Raw genomic sequence first — 16132 nt, 5'->3', positions numbered from 1 at the left:
TAATCTTCATACTTGAGGATTAACCCCTTTTTTTTTACGTGTCAATAACCATCTTTTAATCATTGATTTATCGGGTGAAGCTGCTTTGATATCATGATCAATAAAATCCCCTCTACGAATTCGCTTATCCAAAGCTTGCTGCTGATCCCTCCATAAACTTTCTGCTACATAGTTATGAAACAACATGATCCATTCCTCCTCTTACCAATCATTGCTTATGCTTTCATTATGCGATCTGAGTCCGTTGGTAAAAAGAGTAGATCTTTTATTGTTTATTTCACCTTTTAATGTTCAGAGCGATGCCCAGTATAGCTTTATCCTAGGAGGAAAGAGATGGAGTTTATAATCGTTTTACTGCTAACGATGATTGTTATTTTATTATTTGAAATAAACGGAAAGCTGCCAAAAAGAAATCTAAACAAAGATGAATTGAGGCGTGCTTTGAAGAGAGATCAGGAAAGAAGAAAAAGGGATAAAGAAAGAGATTACTAAAAGACCGCTGAATTGGCGGTCTTTTTTATTGCGATGCCACGTTGACATCTGCATTTAAAACATGTATATTTCTATCAACACCTTATACCTATAGGGGTATATGTACGGTGTTATTTTTTCACCTTTTTCGATACCCCAATGGGTATGTATTTCGAATGATTTATTAATAAACGCAAAGGAGGTTCAAGAAATGATGAATTACATTCAAGCAGACAAAACAATAGATTGCAAAGGCTTGGCTTGTCCTATGCCCATCATCAAGACGAAAAAAGCAATGAATGAGCTTCTTTCTGGACAAGTCGTTGAAGTAGTTGCTACGGATAAAGGATCATTGGCAGACATCCAAGGGTGGAGCAGAAATGCGGGGCATCAATACTTGGGTACGCTTATGGATGGCGAGGTATTGAAGCATTACCTTAGAAAGTCCAATCCGAATGAAATAAAAGAAGAAATCAACTATTTGAAGACATCGAGTAACGGAGATCTGATGAAGAAGCTTATTTCAAATGAGAACATGATGATTTTAGATGTACGTGAGACTGCAGAGTATGTTTTTAACCACATTCCAGGAGCCAAATCAATTCCGTTAGGAGAGCTTGACATGCGGACGAGTGAACTCGATCCTGATCAGGAGCTTTATATCGTGTGCCGCACTGGCACCCGCAGCGATATCGCTTGCCAGCTATTAGCTGATAAAGGGTTCAAACTCGTGTACAATGTCTTGCCAGGTATGTCCGAATGGGAAGGACCACTAGAGAATGATGTACAGTAATACCACTCATTCATCATAGGAGGAGGAATACACCGTGAGTTCATCAAACCAGTTAAATGAAATGAGTGCCGGGCAGCTAGCAAAACTTATTTTAAGCAAAAAAGAAGACCTCTTCATCCTTGATGTACGTAGTGAAAGCGACTTTGCGAATTGGAAAATCGAAGGAAGTCGAATAGAGGTTCTCAATATTCCTTACTTTGAACTGCTAGAGGGAGTAGAGGAGATAATCGAACAAATTCCATTAGACAAAAGAGTGCTCGTTGTATGCGCCAAAGAAGGTTCTTCTATATTTGTTGGAGAGTTGCTCGTGGCAGCAGGCAGGTCTAATGTTTATTACTTGCAGGGCGGGATGAAGTCGTGGAGCGAGCATTTGGAGCCCGTAAAAATTGGCGATTTGCGCCAAGGCGGTACTATTTTTCAGTTTGTACGAATGGGTAAAGGCTGTTTGTCCTACATGATCGTTTCAGACGGTGAAGCTGCTGTCGTAGATGCCCCTAGAATGACGAATGTGTTGGAGCAATTTGCGAATGACAATGGATATCGCATTATGCATACGATAGATACCCATCTTCATGCGGATCATATCTCGGGCGGCCGTAAGCTTGCAGAACAACAATCTGCAGCGTACTGGCTTCCTCCAAAAGATGCAGCAGAAGTCACATTTGAATATGCAAAACTTGAGAACGGTCACGATATTGAGGTAGGCAATACTACTTTAAAAATACAACCCATTTATTCACCTGGTCATACGATCGGCAGTACATCGTTTATAGTAGACGATCAGTATTTGCTGACTGGTGACATTTTATTTATTGAATCCATTGGACGACCAGATTTGGCTGGACTCGCTGAAGATTGGGTTGGTGATCTTCGTCGAACATTATATAGTCGTTATCCGGAGTTGTCTCAGGATTTAATTGTACTTCCAGCACACTTCGGCAAGTTCTCGGAGCTTGGAGAAGATGGGCGGGTAGCCGCTGTTTTATCCGAAGTATATAAAAACAATACAGGCTTGCAAATATCGGATGAAGCTGCGTTTCGCAGCATGGTGACCAACAATCTGCCACAGCATCCGAACGCTTACCAAGAAATACGCCAAACGAATATGGGTAAAATCACACCTAACGAAGAAGAGCAGCGCGAAATGGAAATCGGTCCAAATCGTTGTGCCGTTCATGATAATTAGAGGAGGAAATGAATAATGAAAGCTGATCTAATCGTTGATACCAAAGGGCTGGCTTGCCCGATGCCAATCGTAAAAGCAAAAAAAGCGCTGGATGGATTGAAGCCTGGACAATTTATAGAGGTATTATCAACCGATAAAGGTTCTTTAAATGATTTTACGGCTTGGATTAGAAAAACAAACCATGAACTCGTGCAGCATACGGAAGAAAACGGCGTGTTCACATTTCTAGTGAAAAAAATTTAACTGAATTTTATTATGGAGAGGAGAACATATATGGAAGCTGTAACTGAAAAAACAACGATTGTCCTCTTCAGCGGGGAACTTGATAAAGCGATAGCTGCTTTTATTATTGCAAATGGAGCAGCTGCTTATGATCACGAGGTAACTATATTTTTCACCTTTTGGGGACTAAATGCTTTGCGCAAGGATGAAGCAATCCATACCAAAAAAGGGCTTCTTGAAAAAGCCTTTGGCTGGATGATGCCAAGAGGACCGCAAAAACTAGGCTTATCCAAAATGAATTTTGGCGGCATGGGACCTAAAATGATTAAACATGTTATGAAGAAGCATAATGCGTTATCACTGCCGCAGCTCATTGAACTTGCGCAGGAGCAAGGGGTTAAGCTTGTTGCGTGTACAATGACAATGGATCTTCTTGGTTTGCAGCGTGAAGAGCTAATCGATGACATTCAACTTGCCGGTGTAGCTGGTTACTTAGGCGACGCCACCGATGCAAAAGTGAACTTATTTATATAATCAATGAAATGATACTCTTTTTTGGTTTATAATATACCCATACATGTACACGTTAACGAATGGGAGGTTAGGAACATGGCATATGTTTATACCGATGAAATGAAAACACGTCTAAGAAGAATAGAGGGTCAGGTTCGAGGCGTATTGAGATTGATGGATGAACAGCAATCCTGCAAGGACGTAGTGAGCCAGCTGTCAGCAGTACGCAATGCAGCAGATAAAGCTATGGCCCAAATTGTTGCGGAAAACCTTCATCAATGTATTATTGAAGAACAGTCCGCTGGCGGCGATACGAATAAGCTGGTTAAAGAAGCGATTGAGCTGCTCGTGAAAAGTCGGTAAAAAAACACAAGCTTAATAACCTTCTCTAGCATACTCTACTTAGTAGAATGGATGGTAGAGGAGGTATAGTTATGCATATAATTTCAATCATTCTCATTGGACTTGCTTCTAATATTGATAATTTAGGAATTGGTGTATCCTTTGGCACACGATCAACAAAAATTCCAATTGTCTCAAACTTGTTTATTGCCATATTGGCCATGGCTGCAGCATATTTAGCAATAACAATGGGTCACCTTATATCTGGTTTTATGAGTCAAAAGCATGCAGATTTAATTGGTGGTTCTGTCATCATACTTCTAGGTCTTTGGAGCATATTGCCTAACCAAAGGACAAGAGTTGCAACAAGTCCATTACGTGCGACTAATGATCCGGAAAGATCTATTACTTGGCAGGAAACGATCTCATTAGGTTTTGCTTTATCATTAAATTGTATCGCTACAGGATTTGGAGCAGGTGTTAGTGGTGCGTCACCGATAATGACTGCAATTTCAGTTGGTATATTTTCACTAATAACCGTTGCTATCGGATTGCGGATTGGACATGAGATTGCTAGAACATGGTTAGGTAAATATTCTACGCTCATCGGCGGTATGATACTCATTGTAATAGGCCTTTTGGAGATTTTTTTGTAATTGATCGATAACAAAAATAAGCGAACACGGTAGAGCGTGTTCGCTTATTCTAAGACGTCATATATAATTCGTACACCTAGGGAGCTGTAATTTTCTTCTTTGTAATGTCCATGCTCACAATACTTGGTGCTGGACAAGCTTTCATTGATCGACAGCAAGGGTTCATTGCAGGTCGGGCATTTATCTTCAAATATTTTTTTGAAAATACTTTTCATTTTATAAATACCTCATTTCACATGAAGTTACTTGGTTTTAATTATACCTTACTTATTGTATTCCAACAAGGAGAGTTTTTATGGACATTATCCTTTACATCATCATGACGCTGCTCGGTTTTGTCGGTTCCTTTTTTTCGGGATTACTTGGCATAGGCGGGGCCATAATAAATTTTCCACTTTTATTATATGTTCCATCCAGTCTTGGCTTAGCGCAGTTTACGGCAAAAGAAGTGGCATCCATCAGCATGTTTCAAGTTTTCTTCGCTTCGTTAGCTGGGATTATCGCTTTCCGTCAAAAAAGCAATCAAACAGCAGTCATTCACAAAGGTCTTGTTGTTTATATGGGCAGCAGTATATTAATGGGCAGTTTAATTGGCGGATTCGGCTCACGTTTTCTTAATGAAGATGCCATTAATATTATATACGGAACATTATCGGTTATTGCTGTTGTTTTAATGCTCGTTCCAAACCGGGGAAAACAACAATTAAATATAAATGAAATCACATTTAATAAGCTCATTGCGGTAACGTCAGCTTTCATTGTTGGCATCGTGTCAGGAGTTGTTGGAGCAGGTGGTGCTTTTATTCTAATCCCAATAATGTTGACGGTCTTAAAAATTCCGACAAGGACAACCATTGCCTCATCATTAGCGATCGTGTTTGTATCGGCAATTGGCGGTGTAATCGGCAAGCTGGCCGCTGGATCCATTCCGATATGGCCAACTGTATTTGTTGTATTGGGCAGCTTGATTGGTGCACCAATTGGATCTAGAATCAGCTCTAAAATAAACGTGAAATATTTGCGATATGGGCTTGTTGTATTACTCATTTTCACAGCGATTAAAGTGTGGTCATCCATATTGTAATAGAATATGCGTACTTTATTAAACGGATTGGGGAGGTTGGGATATGTTGATTTTACTTGCTCTAACTGGTTTATTCGTGATGTGGTTCATTTATAGAAGATTCTCACCCCTAAAAAATTTAACTTATGTCGACGAAAAAGCGCTAAATGAAAAAGGCGTTATACCTGACAGCAGCAAAATACTCGATGTCCGCGATTCAACTGACTATGAGAAATGTCATGTGGATGGTTCGATTAATATATCAATTGGTCGGCTCCCTTATTTATGGAACAAAGAGCTTGCACCAAATGATTCCGTCTTAATTTTGTCGGACAGTTTCTATAAAAGTAAAAAAGCTGCGAAAATCCTTAAAAAACATGGTTTCAGCCAGCTTTTTACTGTACGAAACCAACAATGTGCATAGATAACTTTTCAAGTGACTGATGAACCGCGGATATCGCGGTTTTTTGCGTCCCCTCTAAACCAGATTATGGTACAATCTCCTCGTATGTTGAAAATAATGCTGTTCGTGCACAACTATTTCATATCAGAAAGCAGGGATCAGTTGAGATTATTTCATGTGAGCGAAGAAAGTGATATTACACTTTTTGAACCTCGAATACCTTCTCGAGTGGATATGGATCAGAACAAAGGTTTGGTATGGGCAATAAATGAACAATGCTTGCCGAATTTCCTAACACCTCGCAATTGTCCTAGAGTAACTTATCATAGTCATGAAACGACCACAGATGAGCATAAAAAACTTTATTTAAGCTCAAATTCGTTGGACCATGTTGTTGCGATTGAGCATAAATGGTTTGAAATCATGAGGCAAACCACGTTGTATTTATATGAATTCGATACGACTGATTTCTATAGCGCAGATAAAAGTGCTGGTTACTATGTGAGCGAAAAAACACAGATTCCCATCAATAAAATAATTGTTCATGATTTGTTTGGAGAACTCATACGCAGAAATGTCGAGGTTCGCATGATCGATAATTTGTGGGATTTGAATGATAAAATTGCAACCTCAAGCTTTAATTGGTCGATGTGCAGAATGGGTTTTGCCGCGCAGAGGAAGGAATCAGTATGATGAGTACAATAGTTGAGATTGAAAGCTATAATCCTCTTTGGGAGCACGAATTTTGTGAAATACGAACTACTATCGAAGCTGAAGTTGGGCAATTCATTAGGTCAGTTGAACATGTAGGAAGCACCTCTGTTAAAGGACTTGGTGCTAAGCCCATCTTGGATATAGATATCGTCATTGAAGATTATAGTATGCTGCCTCTGATCATCCAAGCGCTTGAGAAGATTGGTTATTTCCATCAACAAGAATGGAGTTTTGAAGGAAGAGAGGCCTTTGGCAGAAAAGATATGTCGGTTCCTTGGCATAAACAGCGTGAAAAATGGATGGAGCACCACTTGTACGTGTGCAATCGTGATAGCGAAGAATTAGCAAGACATTTGGCATTCCGCGATTATCTTAGGGAAAATCCCGAAGCGGTCATTGCGTATGAACAGCTAAAAAAGGAATTGGCATTGCACGCTCAAGTTCGGTCCGGTTATACAGCAGGTAAAACTGATTTTATAAATGAAATATTAAAAAAGGTAAAGCATACGAAAACAAAGGATCTTTGATGAGAAAACATACGAATGGAAAGCAGCTCTAAACTTGATACAAACGAACAATCTTTTATAATTTTAACGGCAGTCTTTACATCCTTATGGACGAAATTAGAGCAGCTCGTGTAGTATGGATTCATTGTTCCTAATTAATGGAAGGGGATCGAGACATATGAATGAATTGCTAAGCGAGTGGAAAATAACGGAGGGCCAATTGGATGTTTTGCCCGAAGAGGTTGGACTCAGCTCCCATCAATTGAATAAGCTGGATAATCACTTTCTGAATCTGATCGCACAGCAAAAAATTCAAGCAGCCAGTTTTCTCGTTGCACGAGAAGGAAAGATCGCCGCATGGAAATCAATGGGTCGACTTCATGGCTTCACAGACCAAGGTGAACTGCAGCCGGATTCCTTGCGTAAAATGTCATCCATAACGAAAGCATTCACAAGTGTTGCGATCATGAAGCTCATAGAGGACGGTAAGCTATATATCGACTTGCCTGTGGCCAGCATTTTGGCGGAATTCGATAATCCTGTACATAAAGATATCACCTTGTTCCACTTATTAACGCATACGTCTGGTATTTTGCCAGTCACCGGATATTATAATGAGCCCTATCCTCGAGAATGGTGGGGGGCTAGCGGCATGGATAATTGGATTCGAAAAGTGCTGCAAGGCCCGCTCGTTTGCCAACCTGGGGATGCTTATAATTATTCTACGGTGGGCTTCGCTCTGCTGGGCGAGATCATCTCGAGAGTATCTGGTAAGCAGTATGAGGATTACATTACGGAGAACATTATCGAACCACTCCAAATGACACGTACTTTTTTTGATGTGCCTGAGCATCTGCACTCTGAAGTATGCAGTGTAGATCGGATGGATATCGAAAGGTTAAGCAGAGAAAATGACGGTTCCCCTATGCCGCCTCGTTCGGATAGTGGACTTTATTCAACACTATTTGATATGTGGAAATTCGGACAAATGCTGTTGAATGGCGGAACCTTTGAAGGTCAACGTATCCTTGGCAGAAAGTCGGTAGATCTGTTGACTCGCCGACATCTGTTTAACGTTCCGGCTTATCATTGGGGAGGTAAAATCAAAGATAAAGGCCATGCTCTTGGTTTAGATTTAGCTATTCATCATCTTTCATATGAATCAGTAGGCACCTACCAGCTGGAGGGTTCAGGAAGAACCGGATTTTTTGTGGACCCGGTTGAGAAGCTCGTTGTTGTATTCATGGTGCCTTCCATTTACTCATGGATACCTGAATCGGTACTTGGTACCAAACAAATTATATGGTCAAGTTTGGTTTAGAATAAGCAAACAACTTGAATGCAGCCATTAGTGATATTTATACAGAGTGAGTCGACTATTCGCCTCGCTCTTTTTTTTGTGCAGACAATTAAACTGATGCAATGACATCGTTAAAACTAATCAAGATACTTAACCCGGGTATAGTAAAAACTCTTGACCTACATACCCTTAGGGGGTATATTATAATAGTTATGATGTAAAGGAGAGATGCCAAATGAATGATAAAATAAAAATCGCAGTCTCACCGGCCATTCAGGTTGGAGGCAGCCTGTTCACACCTCATCAACTGGTAACCATAGGTTCACTTATGGACACAGAAGCAAATATAGAGATGACACCTTTTAAGCAGCTTTATGTGGAAATACCGTTAGATCAACAAAATGAAATAACCGAACAATTACGAGCAGTCGGCCTCGAGGTTAATCCTTCAGGCTTTACGACAAAAAGCTTGAATGCATGCAACTTTTGCAAAGGAGCCCAGGATGCCGGCTTAGATATTGCCATTAAATTAAACGAAGCAATTGCGGGAATCGGAACACCAACGCCAATGAAAGTCGGTTATGCTGGTTGCGCATTAGGTACAAGTGAACCTTTATTAAAAGATATTGGGGTCGTAAAAATGCGGAATGTGTTTGACGTTTATGTCGGCGGAGAGCCCAAGGGAATAAAACCTTCCTTTGCCCAGCTTTTACTTTCAGGGTTATCGGAAGAGAAGTTAATACCATCAATAATTAATCTCATTAACTATTATAAAGAACATGCTAAAGGAAAGGAAAAGTTCAGCAAATTTATTAATCGAATTTCACTAGACGAACTAAAAACTTTGAAATGGAATGAGCAACTATGAGTAAAATTTTAGTTGTAGAGGATGAAGATAAAATTAGAGAGGTTATAATCGCTTATCTAAACAAGGCTGGTTATCGTGCATGTGCAGCTAGTGATGGCCAGAGTGCAATGCATGAAATCGATAAGCAGCCCTTTGATTTAATCATTCTTGACTTGATGCTCCCTGACATTAATGGAGAGCTGCTGTGCAGAAAAATACGAGGAACTAATCCGGTACCCATCATCATGCTAACGGCTAAAGCTTCTCTAAATCATCGCATCCAAGGGTTATCTGCTGGAGCTGACGATTATATCGTGAAACCATTTGATCCCCATGAATTGCTAGCTAGAGTTCGTTCCGTCCTGCGGCGTACCAATCATCATGAGCTTCTCGCTGATCGTTTGGAATACGGTAATGGAAGATTGAGCTTGGATAGCCAAGCTAAACAGGTTTACATCAATCAAGATCCAATAAGTTTAACACCCAATGAATATAAACTGCTTGTTGTTATGGCTAGAAATGCGGAAAGAACATTTTCCCGCGAACAATTAATTGATATGGTGATGGGAATCGATTTTGAAGGGGATGCTCGTACCATTGATCAGCATGTCAAAAATTTACGGCAAAAAATAGAGGTGGATGCTAAAAATCCAATGTTCATTCAGACGGTTTTTGGGGCCGGCTATCGCTTTCATGGAGGAGGCAAATGAAAAAAACACTATCCTATCGGATTAGTATTATTCTTATCTTTTATACAACAGCCATCTTAATCATTGCTTCCATTGCTTTAGCTACAGCCACTCATCATCATTTCCAGCTTTATGGTGAAGAGATCGCGCAAGGCAGCCACGATAGGACAGAGTCGTTAAATTCACATTTAGAGCAAGCGATTCTTCAATCCATAGGACTGACAGTAGGCGGAGCACTCATTATTACGCTTATTATGAGCATTTACATCGCTAAAAAAATTTCGTCTCCTTTAGTTAAAATGAAGAACATAACACTCGTTATGGCAAGAGGAAAACGAGATGCTCGTCTTCCTTTAAAAGGCACTCCAAAAGATGAAGTCGATCAACTGGCTGCCTCTATCAATCATTTAGCCGAACAGCTAGAACAGCAAGAACAATTACGGGTAACGATGACCGAAAATATTGCTCATGAACTCCGAACACCTTTAACGACATTAAATAGTTTTTTATCAGCGATTCAAGATGGAATTTGGGAAGCTACACCTGAACGCATTCAATCATGTAGAGAAGAAATTTACCGTTTAGTCCAAATGGTTAATGATTTGGAAGAACTGCAAACACTTACATCAACAGCACAGCAGTTAACCTTAAAAGATGTTCCTTTAACAAAATCTATAGAACAAGTTATAGATCTGATGAAGCCCTCCTTTTCAGACAAAGGAATTATTTTGGAAAGAGGTTTCATCCCTGAAATGACTATCCATGCTGATGAATACCGAATCATTCAAATATGGACGAATTTATTATCGAATGCTCTAAAGTTTACTTCAAATGGTGGAAAGGTATCGGTATATGGGAAATTAGTTCAACAAGGTGTTCAAATAACCGTTAAGGATACTGGAATCGGAATACCAACTGAGCAGCTCGCGCATGTATTCGAACGTTTCTATCGTGTGGAAAAATCACGGAACCGGAAATCGGGAGGCGGGGGCTTAGGACTTGCTATTACGAAAACGCTTGTCGAACTTCACGGAGGACAAATTTGGGCAGAAAGTGATGAAGGGACTTTATTTCATGTGTATTTACCGAATACAGTAAAGAATAACTAAATAAAGAGTCTATTTGTAGATGAATGAAATGAACATGCTGCTATTGAAGTCAAACAATTCAAGCCAAGTCTTACTTCACAAGACAATAAACTGCAGAAGCTTTTACTAACCTCAGTGAGAACGTTTATAAATGAATAGCATAAAAAAACACGTACCGTTGATGCTTTTCCGATCGGAGGTACGTGTTATTTATTGAGATTAGGTGCTGCTTATTACGCTGATCATTCGTCCATCAATTACACCATAATGAGCTTAATCTAAAGTAGCTGAAAATGAGCAGGTTTCCTAGAGCAGTTAGCCAAAATACTACTGTGCAGCGCCAGCTCATACATTTTGTTGCCAAAGGCGATAATTCCACCTGTTAGAAACAGAATAAGGAATCCTGGATGCCGCCATAATTGAATAAAGGTTGGAGCAGCCGGCTCTGCAAATTGCTTTAAGAGCTGCATGATGTGATTTCTCTCCTCATTCTCGTACTGTTGCAAATGATTATACTTACGAAAAAGAGGAATAAAAAGAGAAGAAAACAAAACTATCATTTCGCTTTTTTCGATGTCATGCGAGTATCCGTTGCTAGAATCAACATGCTAAAATCATGTTAAGCAATATAACATCAATTCCTAATCGGAGGTGCAGCAAATGTCCGGGGTCATTTCAAAAGCTATTCACATATTGGATCTGCTTGTACCGCATGGCAGTGAGAAAGAAATGAGTGCGACAGAAATCAGCAGGGAACTCGGCATGCCTGTACAAAGCGCTCATCGGATTCTTCATTCCTTATCCGAACATGGATTTGTTGCACAAGATAAAAAATCAAAAAAATATAAATTAGGACTTTCCATTATGAAATACGGTTTTTTGATGTGGGACAGCCTAATGTTCAGGTCACTGGCTAGACCCTTCATGGCCGAGCTATCGCAAAAAACGAAAGAAACAATTTATTTGGCTACTAGAGAGAACCAAGAAGGTGTCTACATTGATTCCATTGATTCGCCGCAAATGTTGAAAATTTCCGAACCTATCGGACTTAGGCTGCCACTCTATATTGGAGCATCTAATCGCGCTATTCTTGCTCATCTGCCATCCACTAAGCAGGAAGCTATATTGCAAGGCGTGGATTGGACAACAGTACCATCGCTAATTCCATTGTCCAAAGAAATGATTCAGGCAGACCTAGAGATGATTCGCTCCAGAGGTTATGCCATTACATCAGGAGAAGCAACGGAGGGAACAACTGGCATCGGTGCTCCCATCTTTTCTTATGATAATACCGTTATTGGATCACTGAATGTAGCTGGTCCTGCGATACGGTTTACGCCAAGTAAAATCGAGAGCTACGGCCAGCAAGCAAAAAAATATGCGGATCTCATCTCCAAAGAACTGGGGTTCCGCAATAAGATACGTTGGAGCGAGTAGGAGGCTATCCAAAACGAATAGATCGAACGAACAGTGATCGAGCGTTCGTTCTTTTTTTATGCAAAAAAACTGCTTTACATCGATTTAGGACATATGTCCTTTCCTAAACCTTGAAATGTATCGTTTAATGATGGAAAGATTGATTTGGAGGAGAGAAATGATATGAAAGGAAGCATTTTTGCATTTTTAGGCGGGGTCTTAATTACACTGCAAGGTGTTGCTAATTCAAGAATTAGTCAAGATATCGGCACTTGGCAAACCGCAACGATTACCCAGTTCACCGGCTTCATAGCAGCCTTAATTATTCTGTTATTCGTCAGGGATAAACAGTGGTCCGGTTTTAAACAAGTAAAACCCTTATATCTAATCGGCGGTTCCTTTGCAGCTATTATCATCTTCAGCAATGTCACTGCTATTCAACAAATTGGCGTTACACTTAGCATATCTGCCATGCTGATTGCCCAGTTAAGCCTGGCTTTTATCGTCGATAGTCAAGGATGGTTTGGGGTTGCAAAGCAGAAGATGAGGCTGCCTCAATTCATCGGTATCGGGATGATGATAGCTGGGGTGGTCATATTGCGGTTATAATAATTAAAATATACCAAGCCCTTGACCGTATTCCTCTGGAGGTGATTCGTACAGATGCAAGAAATTAAAGATCGCGAGCAGCTCCACCATTTTTTACAGGTGCATCAGTTGGAAGCAACATTCGGGGAACAACTATTACCCCACTTGTCACTATTTTGCTTTGATCATGAGGAGCTTATTTGTTCCCAAGGTCAATCTTCAAAATATCTCTATTTCCTCGTCCAAGGAAAGATAAAGATCTACACAACCTCGAAAGATGGGAAAACACTTATTCTTACTTTCAAAACCTCCCTTGATGTCGTGGGGGATATTGAATATGTGCAAGACATTGACATTATCAACACGGTCGAAGCCGTGTCGACTGTATATATGATTGGGATTCATCATCAGTGGTTGAATAAATACGGCAAAGATCATTCACCGCTGCTGCAATTTTTATTGAAAATTATAGCTCGGAAATTTTTGAAAAATTCAAACGCATTAAGCTTCAATATTTTGCATCCTGTGGAGGTTCGATTGGCGAGCTATCTATTGTCCGTCTCCTATGATGATTCGGAATATCTAATGAAAGGACAGCGAAAAACTATCAGCTTAAAGGATACGGCTAACTTGATCGGAACGAGCTATAGACATCTCAATCGGGTTGTCCAGCAATTTTGTGCAAAGGGTTTAATTGAGCGAAAAAATGGAGGCATTCTTGTGAAAAACAAGGATGGACTACGCGCACTCGCCAGCCAAAATATTTATGAGTAAAACAATATCATGAGCTATTTCAAAACAATAAGCCAATGGGAGAGTAGAAAACATGATGATTGGACTTATATTTGCAGTTCTCACTGGTTGTTTGGTCAGTTTGCAAAATATATTCAATAGCAAAGTCAATGAACGAATAAATACATGGACAACTACTGCGTTAGTATTAGGCATGGGCTTCCTTGCCTCATTTGTTATCGGATTCCTATTCGAAGGCGAACAGTTATTTGCATTACAAAATATGAAGCCATGGTACTGGTTCAGCGGTCTAATCGGCGTAGGCGTTGTTACTTGTCTGGTACAAGGCATTAGACGGCTTGGTCCGACGTATGCCATCTCTATCGTTCTAACCGCACAGCTGGGAACTGCTTTATTGTGGGACTCGCAAGGGTGGCTAGGTATCGAAAAAGTAGCGTTCACAACGAATAAAGGGTTAGGTGTCCTTGTAATCGTCTGTGGCATCATTGTATTTAAAATAAGCGGTGCTCGTAAGAAAGCTACAGCATAACGATCAATACTCATTAAGATTCATTTTGATCAAATCAGGGTATTTTCTTCTATAAAGGCTCTAATACTAACTTAGCAGCAGGAGGAGGAAAAACATGATCAAAGCTAAACTTAAGTACAGTCTTGTAGCAGCAGCACTGATGATTGGCCTAACAGCAACTGCACCGTTAACGCAAGCAGCAGGCACAACCACAGCAAAGGATCTTTTCAGCGGTACACCAGCAGGGGATACGACATACCATTTCAGTGATATTCAATTTTTGAGCGGAACAACCGGACGCGCTGCTGGCAATGGATTTCTCATTGGAACTTCTGATGCCGGCTCAACATGGCAACCGATCTATAAGGGTACTTGGCAGTTTACACAGCTTGATTTCATTTCCAACACAACCGGATGGGCATTGGCAAAATCTTCTGCTTCCGGAACGAATGCCCTTATTCACACCAAGGATGGCGGAAAAACGTTCACCAAAATAGTAACCAGTCCGCTCGCGCTTGAACGTATTCATTTTGTGGATGCTTCAAATGGCTTCGGCTATACGAAGGCTTTTGCCTATAAAACATCAAATGGCGGGAAAACATGGACTAAAATCTCTACGCCTCCCAATAACCGCTATGCAGAATTTACAGATGTGAAGCATGGATGGTCACTTATCGTAGTACCTGGATTTGGCTATCGACTATCAAAAACAACAGATGGTGGTACACATTGGTCCACGAAACTAACGGTTAAATCTGAGGAGAGCATAGGCGGAAAGCTTTACACAAAGGGAAATCAAATATGGGCTCAATTTTACGGAGGGGTTGGGATGTCCCAGCAATCTTATTCCCTTTATGCCTCTGCAGATGATGGTTCAAGCTGGAGGAAAGTAATTAGCCAGGAAACAGCAGGCGGCGGACCTGCACCGGGCGGTGCTGCAGGACTTATTAAGGAAGGACCGGCTGCGCCTGGCGGACACCCTAGCAATATGGAGCTTGTTGATGGAGCTGCGATACTCGGAGGTTACTCTCCAGCCGCTGGAGTCATTGGCGTTGGTCGTTCGATTGATTCAGGAAAAAAGTGGAATAATCTTACACCGATCGCTGGGGGAGAAAGCATTATTTCATTTACAAGCAAAGAGCTAGGCTGGATGGCCGATACAAGCCTATCTAATGCTGCTGTGTACAGAACAACCGATGGCGGCAAAACATGGTCCAAAAAATTAAGCATTCCTGAAAACAATCAGTAAGCTGCAATCGCAGATATGCTGACAAGAACGATAAGAAGACTGGTTCCTATTATAGGGCCAGTCTTTTTGTTGCCAACAGCCATTATGTATAAAAAAAGAGGGGCTAAGCAAAATAAAGGAAGTATTGAGCTTTAATTTGCGGTAGTCACTTAAGTGGGGTGGACGTATGGATGATATAAAATGTGATTTCTCTCCAATGAAAGTTGGAGTGAAAAGCAAGCTTCTACATTTGCGTGAATCCCTTGAAGCTTTGATAAAGGATTTGGATCATGATGCTGGCAACTGCTTGTTAAATGAGTTCCATTCTATGAAAGAACAAGTTTTTGAGACGGAATCGATTGCAACAACCTTTTATTTAAAATGTTATCTTGCACCTTATACCGCTAAATATGACGAGCTGTCCCATGCAATATCCCATTTATCGAAACGGCGCCATGGGGCGCTTCTCGTCGTGCAAAGATCAGATGCAATCGATAGGTATATTACTCATGGCGTTTTGATTTCTGCCATGCTGACGCATTCGTTAATAGAATCTATTTTCACGCCTGGCGGTCCGCTCCACGACGGCGCAGTCTTAATCCAAAATGATAAAATTATATCTGCCGGCAATGTCCTGCCGTTAACGCAAAGAGACAGCGAGCAGAAGAAGCTTGGAACTAGACATCGTGCCGGTCTTGGTTTATCAGAATTAAGTGATGCGCTTGTTATCATCGTATCAGAAGAAACCGGACAAGCTTCCTTCAGCTTGGAAGGAAATTTATATCCCTTTTCACCGGGCAATGATCTGCTCCATTAAATGACACAAAGAAAAACCACCTCTTCATA

At 40.7% G+C, this 16132-nt stretch carries 23 protein-coding genes; 21 read left to right on the top strand and 2 right to left on the bottom strand.

The window, feature by feature from the left end; genetic code table 11:
• Positions 1–6 precede the first annotated feature (6 nt).
• Positions 7–186, bottom strand: coding sequence for a hypothetical protein (locus tag AC0VYE_RS17465; protein ID WP_475442398.1), 180 nt, complete (start codon positions 184–186; stop codon positions 7–9).
• 147 nt (positions 187–333) lie between these two features.
• Here AC0VYE_RS17465 and AC0VYE_RS17460 point away from each other — a divergent pair, with 147 nt between their 5' ends.
• From AC0VYE_RS17460 to AC0VYE_RS17390, 15 genes are all read left to right on the top strand, one after another.
• On the top strand, positions 334–492 hold the full coding sequence (locus AC0VYE_RS17460; protein WP_179089729.1) for a hypothetical protein: 159 nt from the start codon (positions 334–336) through the stop codon (positions 490–492).
• 193 nt (positions 493–685) lie between these two features.
• Complete coding sequence (locus AC0VYE_RS17455; RefSeq protein ID WP_475449620.1) at positions 686–1264, top strand: sulfurtransferase TusA family protein; 579 nt, start codon at positions 686–688, stop codon at positions 1262–1264.
• 61 nt (positions 1265–1325) lie between these two features.
• On the top strand, positions 1326–2450 hold the full coding sequence (locus AC0VYE_RS17450) for an MBL fold metallo-hydrolase (protein WP_475449618.1): 1125 nt from the start codon (positions 1326–1328) through the stop codon (positions 2448–2450).
• Between the two features lie 15 nt (positions 2451–2465).
• Positions 2466–2693, top strand: a complete 228-nt coding sequence (locus AC0VYE_RS17445; RefSeq protein WP_475442397.1) for a sulfurtransferase TusA family protein — start codon at positions 2466–2468, stop codon at positions 2691–2693.
• Positions 2694–2723: 30 nt separating this feature from the next.
• Entirely contained in the window at positions 2724–3206 is a 483-nt protein-coding gene (locus AC0VYE_RS17440; protein ID WP_339209355.1) for a DsrE/DsrF/DrsH-like family protein, read from the top strand.
• A 75-nt stretch (positions 3207–3281) separates the two neighbouring features.
• Positions 3282–3548, top strand: a complete 267-nt coding sequence (locus tag AC0VYE_RS17435; protein ID WP_076265957.1) for a metal-sensitive transcriptional regulator — start codon at positions 3282–3284, stop codon at positions 3546–3548.
• 71 nt (positions 3549–3619) lie between these two features.
• Positions 3620–4183 carry a manganese efflux pump MntP gene (locus AC0VYE_RS17430; protein WP_475442396.1) on the top strand — a complete coding sequence of 188 codons (564 nt, stop codon included), beginning with the start codon at positions 3620–3622 and terminating at the stop codon, positions 4181–4183.
• A 295-nt stretch (positions 4184–4478) separates the two neighbouring features.
• The gene (locus AC0VYE_RS17425; protein ID WP_475442395.1) at positions 4479–5267 is read left to right on the top strand and encodes a sulfite exporter TauE/SafE family protein; all 789 of its coding nucleotides are present in this window, start codon (positions 4479–4481) and stop codon (positions 5265–5267) included.
• Positions 5268–5310: 43 nt separating this feature from the next.
• Positions 5311–5670, top strand: a complete 360-nt coding sequence (locus AC0VYE_RS17420) for a rhodanese-like domain-containing protein (RefSeq protein WP_430059124.1) — start codon at positions 5311–5313, stop codon at positions 5668–5670.
• Between the two features lie 141 nt (positions 5671–5811).
• Positions 5812–6342 (top strand): DUF6886 family protein, encoded by a 531-nt coding sequence (locus tag AC0VYE_RS17415; protein WP_475442394.1) that lies wholly within the window; start codon positions 5812–5814, stop codon positions 6340–6342.
• Complete coding sequence (locus AC0VYE_RS17410) at positions 6342–6890, top strand: GrpB family protein (protein WP_475449616.1); 549 nt, start codon at positions 6342–6344, stop codon at positions 6888–6890. Before AC0VYE_RS17415 ends, AC0VYE_RS17410 begins: the two co-directional genes overlap by 1 nt.
• A gap of 157 nt (positions 6891–7047) precedes the next feature.
• Positions 7048–8190 carry a serine hydrolase domain-containing protein gene (locus AC0VYE_RS17405; protein ID WP_475442393.1) on the top strand — a complete coding sequence of 381 codons (1143 nt, stop codon included), beginning with the start codon at positions 7048–7050 and terminating at the stop codon, positions 8188–8190.
• Between the two features lie 214 nt (positions 8191–8404).
• Complete coding sequence (locus AC0VYE_RS17400) at positions 8405–9037, top strand: nitrite reductase (RefSeq protein WP_475442392.1); 633 nt, start codon at positions 8405–8407, stop codon at positions 9035–9037.
• Positions 9034–9726: a response regulator transcription factor gene (locus AC0VYE_RS17395; protein WP_475442391.1), complete on the top strand. Its 693-nt coding sequence runs from the start codon at positions 9034–9036 to the stop codon at positions 9724–9726. The genes AC0VYE_RS17400 and AC0VYE_RS17395 overlap by 4 nt, the downstream gene beginning before the upstream one ends.
• Positions 9723–10814, top strand: a complete 1092-nt coding sequence (locus AC0VYE_RS17390; RefSeq protein ID WP_475442390.1) for a sensor histidine kinase — start codon at positions 9723–9725, stop codon at positions 10812–10814. Before AC0VYE_RS17395 ends, AC0VYE_RS17390 begins: the two co-directional genes overlap by 4 nt.
• Positions 10815–11071: 257 nt before the next feature.
• Here AC0VYE_RS17390 and AC0VYE_RS17385 read toward each other — a convergent pair whose 3' ends face one another.
• Complete coding sequence (locus AC0VYE_RS17385) at positions 11072–11263, bottom strand: hypothetical protein (RefSeq protein ID WP_475442389.1); 192 nt, start codon at positions 11261–11263, stop codon at positions 11072–11074.
• Between the two features lie 190 nt (positions 11264–11453).
• Here AC0VYE_RS17385 and AC0VYE_RS17380 point away from each other — a divergent pair, with 190 nt between their 5' ends.
• The 6 genes from AC0VYE_RS17380 (at position 11454) to cdaS (ending at position 16103) form a co-directional block, all read left to right on the top strand.
• On the top strand, positions 11454–12230 hold the full coding sequence (locus tag AC0VYE_RS17380; RefSeq protein ID WP_475442388.1) for an IclR family transcriptional regulator: 777 nt from the start codon (positions 11454–11456) through the stop codon (positions 12228–12230).
• A 162-nt stretch (positions 12231–12392) separates the two neighbouring features.
• Positions 12393–12818 (top strand): DMT family transporter, encoded by a 426-nt coding sequence (locus tag AC0VYE_RS17375; RefSeq protein WP_339209338.1) that lies wholly within the window; start codon positions 12393–12395, stop codon positions 12816–12818.
• A gap of 54 nt (positions 12819–12872) precedes the next feature.
• Entirely contained in the window at positions 12873–13571 is a 699-nt protein-coding gene (locus AC0VYE_RS17370) for a Crp/Fnr family transcriptional regulator (protein WP_475442387.1), read from the top strand.
• Positions 13572–13623: 52 nt separating this feature from the next.
• Positions 13624–14079 carry a DMT family transporter gene (locus tag AC0VYE_RS17365; RefSeq protein WP_076265970.1) on the top strand — a complete coding sequence of 152 codons (456 nt, stop codon included), beginning with the start codon at positions 13624–13626 and terminating at the stop codon, positions 14077–14079.
• A 94-nt stretch (positions 14080–14173) separates the two neighbouring features.
• On the top strand, positions 14174–15307 hold the full coding sequence (locus AC0VYE_RS17360) for a WD40/YVTN/BNR-like repeat-containing protein (RefSeq protein WP_475442386.1): 1134 nt from the start codon (positions 14174–14176) through the stop codon (positions 15305–15307).
• A gap of 166 nt (positions 15308–15473) precedes the next feature.
• A complete protein-coding gene (cdaS, locus tag AC0VYE_RS17355; protein ID WP_475442385.1) occupies positions 15474–16103 on the top strand; it encodes a sporulation-specific diadenylate cyclase CdaS in 630 nt (209 codons plus the stop codon).
• Positions 16104–16132 lie beyond the last annotated feature (29 nt).

This window comes from Pristimantibacillus sp. Z349TD_6 (assembly GCF_056173205.1).
This window is presented reverse-complemented; position numbering and strand designations above follow the sequence as displayed.

Excerpts from the sequence above, each read along its gene's own strand:
- AC0VYE_RS17465 (WP_475442398.1), bottom strand. The coding sequence starts at position 186 with ATGTTGTTTCATAACTATGTAGCAGAAAGTTTATGGAGGGATCAGCAG.
- AC0VYE_RS17460 (WP_179089729.1), top strand. The coding sequence starts at position 334 with ATGGAGTTTATAATCGTTTTACTGCTAACGATGATTGTTATTTTATTA.
- AC0VYE_RS17455 (WP_475449620.1), top strand. The coding sequence starts at position 686 with ATGAATTACATTCAAGCAGACAAAACAATAGATTGCAAAGGCTTGGCT.
- AC0VYE_RS17450 (WP_475449618.1), top strand. The coding sequence starts at position 1,326 with ATGAGTGCCGGGCAGCTAGCAAAACTTATTTTAAGCAAAAAAGAAGAC.
- AC0VYE_RS17445 (WP_475442397.1), top strand. The coding sequence starts at position 2,466 with ATGAAAGCTGATCTAATCGTTGATACCAAAGGGCTGGCTTGCCCGATG.
- AC0VYE_RS17440 (WP_339209355.1), top strand. The coding sequence starts at position 2,724 with ATGGAAGCTGTAACTGAAAAAACAACGATTGTCCTCTTCAGCGGGGAA.
- AC0VYE_RS17435 (WP_076265957.1), top strand. The coding sequence starts at position 3,282 with ATGGCATATGTTTATACCGATGAAATGAAAACACGTCTAAGAAGAATA.
- AC0VYE_RS17430 (WP_475442396.1), top strand. The coding sequence starts at position 3,620 with ATGCATATAATTTCAATCATTCTCATTGGACTTGCTTCTAATATTGAT.
- AC0VYE_RS17425 (WP_475442395.1), top strand. The coding sequence starts at position 4,479 with ATGGACATTATCCTTTACATCATCATGACGCTGCTCGGTTTTGTCGGT.
- AC0VYE_RS17420 (WP_430059124.1), top strand. The coding sequence starts at position 5,311 with ATGTTGATTTTACTTGCTCTAACTGGTTTATTCGTGATGTGGTTCATT.
- AC0VYE_RS17410 (WP_475449616.1), top strand. The coding sequence starts at position 6,342 with ATGAGTACAATAGTTGAGATTGAAAGCTATAATCCTCTTTGGGAGCAC.
- AC0VYE_RS17405 (WP_475442393.1), top strand. The coding sequence starts at position 7,048 with ATGAATGAATTGCTAAGCGAGTGGAAAATAACGGAGGGCCAATTGGAT.
- AC0VYE_RS17400 (WP_475442392.1), top strand. The coding sequence starts at position 8,405 with ATGAATGATAAAATAAAAATCGCAGTCTCACCGGCCATTCAGGTTGGA.
- AC0VYE_RS17395 (WP_475442391.1), top strand. The coding sequence starts at position 9,034 with ATGAGTAAAATTTTAGTTGTAGAGGATGAAGATAAAATTAGAGAGGTT.
- AC0VYE_RS17390 (WP_475442390.1), top strand. The coding sequence starts at position 9,723 with ATGAAAAAAACACTATCCTATCGGATTAGTATTATTCTTATCTTTTAT.
- AC0VYE_RS17385 (WP_475442389.1), bottom strand. The coding sequence starts at position 11,263 with ATGCAGCTCTTAAAGCAATTTGCAGAGCCGGCTGCTCCAACCTTTATT.
- AC0VYE_RS17380 (WP_475442388.1), top strand. The coding sequence starts at position 11,454 with ATGTCCGGGGTCATTTCAAAAGCTATTCACATATTGGATCTGCTTGTA.
- AC0VYE_RS17375 (WP_339209338.1), top strand. The coding sequence starts at position 12,393 with ATGAAAGGAAGCATTTTTGCATTTTTAGGCGGGGTCTTAATTACACTG.
- AC0VYE_RS17370 (WP_475442387.1), top strand. The coding sequence starts at position 12,873 with ATGCAAGAAATTAAAGATCGCGAGCAGCTCCACCATTTTTTACAGGTG.
- AC0VYE_RS17365 (WP_076265970.1), top strand. The coding sequence starts at position 13,624 with ATGATGATTGGACTTATATTTGCAGTTCTCACTGGTTGTTTGGTCAGT.
- AC0VYE_RS17360 (WP_475442386.1), top strand. The coding sequence starts at position 14,174 with ATGATCAAAGCTAAACTTAAGTACAGTCTTGTAGCAGCAGCACTGATG.
- cdaS (WP_475442385.1), top strand. The coding sequence starts at position 15,474 with ATGGATGATATAAAATGTGATTTCTCTCCAATGAAAGTTGGAGTGAAA.